We start from the raw sequence: 7,214 nt of genomic DNA, 5'->3' as shown, positions 1-7,214 counted from the left end.
AATAAAATAATAACGTTCCTTAAACAAAAAACCTGATTTAATAGTTAAATTTTCACAAAATTCAAACAAATCAAAAAATATACAGCAATAAAGTTCAATTCTGTTTAGATTTTTAACGAATTGTTTTTTAGCTTTTTATAATTCATCTTCCAGCTTAAATCTAAATTTTAAAATAAGACTGTTTCTTTCTACTTCGAGATTTATCCAGATATCTTCTTCAGATTTTAAAAGGTTATTTATTTGCTGAAGACTGTATTTGTAAGGTGCATTTTTGTTTATACTTACAATAATATCACCCTTTTGTAATCCGCATTTTTCGGCAGCTGAGTTTTTCCGAATATTAACGATTTCATAAACAGGTTTTAATGAAAACTTGTATCTGAAATTACCATCTTTTACTTCATTCTTTGTAACTTCGTCTAATGTTGAAGCTACTTTTACCATCTCTAAATGCACCGTTTCCTGAACCCATTGCAAACCATTGTGCTGAACGGTGATTCCGCTTTTATTGTAAGTAAAGGGTTCAGAAAATTTACTGTTTTTTCTGAGATACATTTTTTTATCTGCATAGTCTAAAACTACAGTAAAGCGCTTTAAAACTTCGCCACCAACAGATCCTATCCGATCGGGAACCATTTTTACATTTCGGATAGATGTAGAATCAGGAAATGAAACAATTGGCTTTTTAAAATTAAAATCATCAATTAAGAAATTATCGATTTTAGCCCGATGTCCTTCAATATCACCACTAAATCCTTTGCCTAAAAAATCAGGAAAATTCTTTTTAGGCAATTTTATTTTATTATTCTCAAAAATCCAAAAGGCATCACTATTGCCTATATCAATGAGTAATTTTGCGGGTATTTTATCATCATTTACCACTGCTGTAGCATAAATATAAGGCTTCGATCTCTCGATAGTTATAGGAACTTCATTAAATTTCTTACTGAGCCTTTCATGTGTTGACTTATCGTTTACATGTACAACGACTCTCTTTTTTTGATAATTGATTTCGACTATATTATTTTTAAAAAACTTATAGCCTATTATTCCGTTTACAGGAATCCCAATATGCGAAGACAAATTAAAACTCTGATCTAAAATAATATATACTAAATGATTGCTGGATTTTAACCCGTGTGATTCTAAAACATTATTCGTCGATTTTAAGCCTTCTATTTCATCTTCGCTTCCTAAGCCTCGCAATTTTATTTTCTGAATGTTATGAAAACTCACTTCTTGTTTTTCTTCCATACTAAACAAAATAGTTTCTTCGACACCGGAATCGAGGAGAAAATTTAGTTCGATACCATTTACTTTTATTGGAATAAAAATAAGGTTATTTATCAGTTTGAAGGGAATAGTCACCTTCTTACTGTGCTTTTCGATCTCAAAATCACCCTGTGCCAGAAGTGATAAAGATGCTAAAAGCCCAAAAAACAACATGAAATATTTTTTCATTGATAATATTTTATGATAAAATTACTAAAAATATTGATAATTGTTACATTTTAATAAGTACCCGTAATGTTTACGTTAAATTCGAAAAAAAAATGCAAATTTGCACTTCAATAATAAAACTCATGCCAACAATTTCACACAAAGGCAGAAACATGCCCGAATCTCCGATACGTAAACTTGCTCCTTTTGCAGATGCTGCAAAACAAAAAGGAAAAAAAGTGTATCACTTAAACATTGGTCAACCGGATATCAAGACACCCGAAGTGGCCATCGAGGCGGTAAAAAATATTGACAAAACTATTATCGAATACAGTCCGTCTGCCGGATATGAAAGTTATAGAAAAAAATTAGCTCAATTTTACCAACGTCAAAACGTAAATGTTAACTCAGAAGACATCATTATTACTACTGGTGGCTCTGAAGCCTTATTGTTTGCATTGGCCACAATTACAGATCCGGGAGATGAAATTATTATTCCGGAACCTTTTTATGCTAATTACCATGCCTTTGCATCCTCTACGAGTGCAACTGTAATTCCGGTAATTTCGACTATCGAAAGCGCCTTTGCTTTACCAAGCATCGAGACTGTCGAGAAATTGATTACACCAAGAACTAAAGCGATATTAATTTGTAATCCTGGTAATCCAACAGGTTATTTATATTCAGAAGCCGAAATAAAACAATTGGCAAGCCTGATCAAAAAACACGATTTGTATTTAATTGCTGACGAGGTTTATCGTGAGTTTTTATACGATGGTGATGATGTTCATTATTCTGTAATGAATCTTGAAGATGTACAGCAAAATGTAATCATGGTCGATTCAGTTTCAAAACGCTACAGTATGTGTGGCGCAAGAATTGGATGTCTGGTTACTAAAAATAAAGATGTTCTGGCAACGGTTATGAAATTTGCTCAGGCGCGTTTGAGTCCCCCTACAATTGAGCAAATTGCCTGCGAAGCTGCAATAGATACGCCACAAAGTTATTTTGATGATGTAATTGCCGAATACAAAGGCCGTCGCGATACTTTAATTGCAGAATTGAATAAAATTGAAGGCGTAATTGTTACCAAACCGAAAGGTGCTTTTTATTGCATCGCACAATTGCCAATAGACAATGCTGATGATTTCGCACAATGGCTTCTTGAAACCTATGATCTTAACGGAGAAACGGTTATGGTAGCTCCTGCTGCAGGATTTTATTCGACCCCGGGAATGGGATTGAATCAGGTACGAATTGCTTATGTTTTAAACAAAAAAGATTTAGTAACTGCTGTAAACATTTTAAAAGAAGCGTTGCTGGTTTACAACAAAAAATAACAACAAAAAACAAAAACTCTCAAAAGACAATAACACCTTATGTTATTGTCTTTTGTCTTTTAAAAAAATACCATTTTGGTTTTAATTTAAATTATATCCAAAATGGAACAATTAAATAGTAAAAACGATAGAAAAGGTTTCCTTTTTATTAATTATCTTTACCGCCTTAAAAAGATATACCCATTATAATAGTAGTTTTTAATGATAAATAACGAAGATTTTTTAGACGAAATAGGAGACAATCATTTTAGCAGCAATGCACAAAACCCTGTAAGACAGGATGCTTTTGATCTAAGTGATGACGAAAAAATAGAAAAAATAAAAAAAGACGTTGAAAACATCCTACAGACTTTAGGAATGGATTTAACGGATGACAGCATAAAAGGTACTCCAAACCGAGTAGCAAAAATGTTTGTAAAGGAGATTTTTGGTGGTCTTAATCCTTCAAAACAACCAAAAGCTTCAACTTTTGATAATAATTACAAATACGGTGAAATGTTAGTAGAGAAAAACATTACCGTTTATTCTACCTGCGAACACCATTTATTACCCATTATCGGACGCGCACATGTTGCTTACATTTCCAGCGGAAGAGTGATTGGTTTATCAAAAATGAACCGAATTGTAGAGTATTATGCAAAAAGACCTCAGGTTCAGGAGCGTTTAACGATGCAAATTGTTCAGGAATTACAAAAAGCTTTAGGTACTGAGGATGTTGCCTGCGTTATCGACGCAAAACACCTTTGTGTAAACTCAAGAGGAATTAAAGATATCGAAAGCAGCACTGTAACGTCTGAATTTGGTGGAAAATTCAAAGATCCTCAAACTAAGAGAGAATTTTTAGACTATATTAAATTAGACACTCAGTTCTAGTTTTATACAATATTTCTATTATATTTATGGTCTAGCCCTGATAGCAGCGGTATCCTTTTATGGTGGGGTTCACCATAAAAGATATAGCGAATAGCAGGATTAGCTCCTAAAACATCAACAAACATTTATACAATGCCATTATATACAACCCAGCCACTAAAAATATACAATTCGCTTTCGGGTGAAAAAGAAAATTTCAAACCAATCCATGAAGGAAATGTTGGAATGTATGTTTGCGGACCTACGGTTTATAGCAATGTACACTTAGGAAATGTGAGAACTTTTATGTCGTTTGACGTGATATTCAGGTATTTTTTACACTTGGATTACAAAGTTCGTTATGTACGTAATATTACAGATGTTGGGCATATTGTAGATGATGTTGATGAAGGTGAAGATAAAATTGCAAAAAAAGCACGTTTAGAGCAACTAGAACCTATGGAGGTTGTGCAGCGCTATACGGTAGATTTTCATGATATTCTGAAATCTTTTAACTTTTTACCGCCAAGTATCGAGCCTACAGCAACAGGACATATTATTGAACAAATCGAAATCATCAAAAAAATCATTGATACGGGAATTGGCTATGAAGCCAACGGATCTGTTTATTTTGATGTTGTAAAATATAACGAAAATCATAATTACGGAATTTTAAGCGGCCGAAATATCGAAGATATGCTGGCTAATACCCGTGATCTTGATGGTCAGTCTGACAAAAGAAATCCTCAGGATTTTGCACTTTGGAAAAAAGCAGAACCGGAGCACATTATGAGATGGCCTTCGCCGTGGAGTGACGGTTTCCCGGGATGGCACTTAGAATGTACTGCGATGAGTACCAAATATCTTGGTAATCATTTTGATATTCACGGTGGCGGAATGGACTTGAAATTCCCGCACCATGAATGTGAAATCGCTCAAAACGAAGCTTGTACAGGTCAGTCTCCGGTAAATTACTGGATGCACGCTAATATGCTTACCTTAAATGGTAAAAAAATGGCAAAATCGACCGGAAATAATATTTTGCCTGGAGAGATTTTAAGCGGAGACAATACAATTTTAAGCAAACCTTTCTCTGCATCTGTAACTCGTTTTTTCATGTTACAGGCGCACTATAGAAGCATTCTTGATTTTTCTGATGACGCTATTGTAGCTGCAGAAAAGGGATATAAGAGATTAATGGAAGCGGTTGATGCTTTGCCAAATATTTCGGCAAGCGCAACAAGTTCTATAGATATTGCTTCCTGGAAACAATTGTCTTACGACGCGATGAACGATGATTTTAATACTCCTATTTTAATCGCACAATTGTTTGAAGCTGTTCGTTATATCAATTTATTGAAGGAAGGCAAAGAAACCATTTCTGCCGAAGATTTAACTTCATTTACAACTGCAATTAACGCTTTTGTATTTGACGTTTTAGGTTTAAGTGATGACAAAGGAGCTGATGCTAATAATGATAAATTAGAAGGGGTTGTAAATATGCTTATCGGGATGAGAAATCAGGCAAGAGCCGATAAAAACTTTGCACTTTCTGATCAGATTCGTGATCAGTTGATCGCTTTAGGTATTCAGTTGAAAGACGGGAAAGAAGGAACCAGCTTCTCTATATAATCAATTCATTTTCTAATAAATCATGAAAGTAACGACTCCATTTGTTTTATTAGTTCGTTTTTATCAAACTGCCATTTCGCCTTTTACACCGGCAAGCTGCAGATTCGAACCGACTTGCTCGACCTATATGATTCAGGCCTTGCAGACTCATGGATTATTTTATGGAGGATATCTGGGAATGAAAAGAATTTTGAGTTGCCATCCTTGGGGAAGAACGGGCTACGATCCTGTTCCGGAAAAGAAATGTTCACATAAACATTAACTTTTTATAAAGACCAACGACTCTTTAAATATTTATTTTTACAACATAAAAAAACAATTTAATATATGACACTTTCCTCAAATATCATTTGGAATCCTTCAGAAGGAATCGACTTAGGATTTTTTATGATTCGTTACTACAGTTTAATGTTCGTAATCGCTTTTGGTTTAGGCTGGTTAATCATGAAGAAGATTTTCGAACGCGAAAATGAATCACTTGAGAAATTAGATTCTTTATTTGTTTGGACTGTTTTAGCTACTTTAATAGGAGCGCGTCTTGGACATGTTTTATTTTATGATTGGGAATATTTCAGAAATCATTTACTAGAGATTTTCTTACCATTTAGATTTGAGCCTAAGTTCGAATTTACCGGTTTTCAGGGATTAGCTAGTCATGGAGCTGCAATCGCGATTATAATCGCGATGTATTATTACAGCAAAAAGATTTTAAAACGTCCGTTATTATGGATTTTAGACCGTGTAGTAATTCCGGTAGCGAGCGGTGCTATATTTGTTCGTTTGGGAAATTTTTTTAATTCTGAAATCATCGGAAAAGAAACTGACTCAGCATTCGGAATTCGATTTTTACATGATGCTTTTAGCAAAAACGAAGTGGTACAAAAAACCGGAATTGCAAATCCTAAAGAAGCTTACAATGCAATTATAAACGATCCTAAATTTGCTAGTTTATTGGCAGAAGTTCCTGCTAAACATCCTACTCAATTGTACGAAGGTATTGCCTATATATTTGTTTTTGCTACCTTATATTTCTTGTACTGGAAAACCAATGCAAGACTTAAATCAGGATTATTATTCGGATTGTTTTTAGTTCTTTTATTTGTAGTTCGTTTTATCGTAGAATTTGTAAAAGAAAGCCAGGGAGGTATTGAAGATCAATTAGGCATTTTCTCAACAGGACAATGGTTAAGTATTCCTTTTATCATTATTGGATTATTCTTTATCATAAGAGCACAAAGAAATCCTTTATCAGCATCTTAAAAAAACATTTCATTATATAAAAAATGCCCAATATTTAAAATATTGGGCATTTTCTTTTTACAAACATACCGAAACACCTATCTCAATATTCTTCGTATTATAGCCGGCATTTTCGCTATTTAATCCTGCATTAGATACATGCCGGACACTAGATCGGATATCAAAACTAAACTGATGTATTTTTGCCGAAATTCCTAAAGCTAAAACATCCGAAAAAGCGAATCCATCAGACATTCTTTCGGTTTCAGTATCTGTAATCATAGGCCCGATACTCGCCAAAGCATAAATCGAAAATGTTTTACCAATAGGTTTTCTTACCAGAAATCCCAGATTTAAAACATATTCATGTATATTCTTCAACTTTGTATATTCTTCTCTTTTTTGGATATAATCTGGCGTTTCAGGCTTTACAAAATAAAAATTAAGCAATTGATGTGTGGCAAAATTAATTTCGGGCTGAATTAGAATTTCATACTGAAAGTGTTTCGTTTCTTTTATTCGATAATACAATTGAGCTTTATAAAAGTGATTGGTAAAAGTGTAGTTTCTATTATTGAACTCACTTCCACAACCGTAATTAAAACCTATTGCAATTTTATCATTTTTACCTTGCGCAGCAACGAAAAATACAACACAAAGGAACAATATAACCAAAAGTAATTTTTTACTCATAAGCAATCTTTATAAGTT

General features: G+C 33.6%; 7 protein-coding genes. 5 read left to right on the top strand and 2 right to left on the bottom strand.

The window, feature by feature from the left end; translation table 11 throughout:
* Positions 1–135 precede the first annotated feature (135 nt).
* Positions 136–1,461 carry a PDZ domain-containing protein gene (locus FLACOL7796_RS19520; RefSeq protein WP_173972470.1) on the bottom strand — a complete coding sequence of 442 codons (1,326 nt, stop codon included), beginning with the start codon at positions 1,459–1,461 and terminating at the stop codon, positions 136–138.
* 122 nt (positions 1,462–1,583) lie between these two features.
* Here FLACOL7796_RS19520 and FLACOL7796_RS19515 point away from each other — a divergent pair, with 122 nt between their 5' ends.
* The 5 genes from FLACOL7796_RS19515 to lgt all read left to right on the top strand — a co-directional run bounded on the left by FLACOL7796_RS19515 (position 1,584) and on the right by lgt (position 6,524).
* The gene (locus FLACOL7796_RS19515; RefSeq protein ID WP_173972469.1) at positions 1,584–2,780 is read left to right on the top strand and encodes a pyridoxal phosphate-dependent aminotransferase; all 1,197 of its coding nucleotides are present in this window, start codon (positions 1,584–1,586) and stop codon (positions 2,778–2,780) included.
* A gap of 201 nt (positions 2,781–2,981) precedes the next feature.
* Complete coding sequence (gene folE / locus FLACOL7796_RS19510) at positions 2,982–3,653, top strand: GTP cyclohydrolase I FolE (RefSeq protein ID WP_173972468.1); 672 nt, start codon at positions 2,982–2,984, stop codon at positions 3,651–3,653.
* Positions 3,654–3,785: 132 nt separating this feature from the next.
* Positions 3,786–5,264: a cysteine--tRNA ligase gene (gene cysS / locus FLACOL7796_RS19505; RefSeq protein ID WP_173972467.1), complete on the top strand. Its 1,479-nt coding sequence runs from the start codon at positions 3,786–3,788 to the stop codon at positions 5,262–5,264.
* A 22-nt stretch (positions 5,265–5,286) separates the two neighbouring features.
* Positions 5,287–5,526, top strand: coding sequence for a membrane protein insertion efficiency factor YidD (gene yidD, locus FLACOL7796_RS19500; protein ID WP_173972466.1), 240 nt, complete (start codon positions 5,287–5,289; stop codon positions 5,524–5,526).
* 65 nt (positions 5,527–5,591) lie between these two features.
* The gene (gene lgt, locus FLACOL7796_RS19495; RefSeq protein WP_173972465.1) at positions 5,592–6,524 is read left to right on the top strand and encodes a prolipoprotein diacylglyceryl transferase; all 933 of its coding nucleotides are present in this window, start codon (positions 5,592–5,594) and stop codon (positions 6,522–6,524) included.
* A 57-nt stretch (positions 6,525–6,581) separates the two neighbouring features.
* On the opposite strand, the gene FLACOL7796_RS19490 is transcribed toward lgt, so the two are convergent.
* A complete protein-coding gene (locus FLACOL7796_RS19490; RefSeq protein WP_173972464.1) occupies positions 6,582–7,196 on the bottom strand; it encodes an acyloxyacyl hydrolase in 615 nt (204 codons plus the stop codon).
* Positions 7,197–7,214 lie beyond the last annotated feature (18 nt).

It is taken from the genome of Flavobacterium bizetiae (assembly GCF_902804475.1).
Classification (GTDB): Bacteria; Bacteroidota; Bacteroidia; order Flavobacteriales; family Flavobacteriaceae; genus Flavobacterium; species Flavobacterium bizetiae.
Note: the sequence above shows the minus strand (reverse complement) of the source record. Positions and strands in the feature narration are given on the sequence as shown.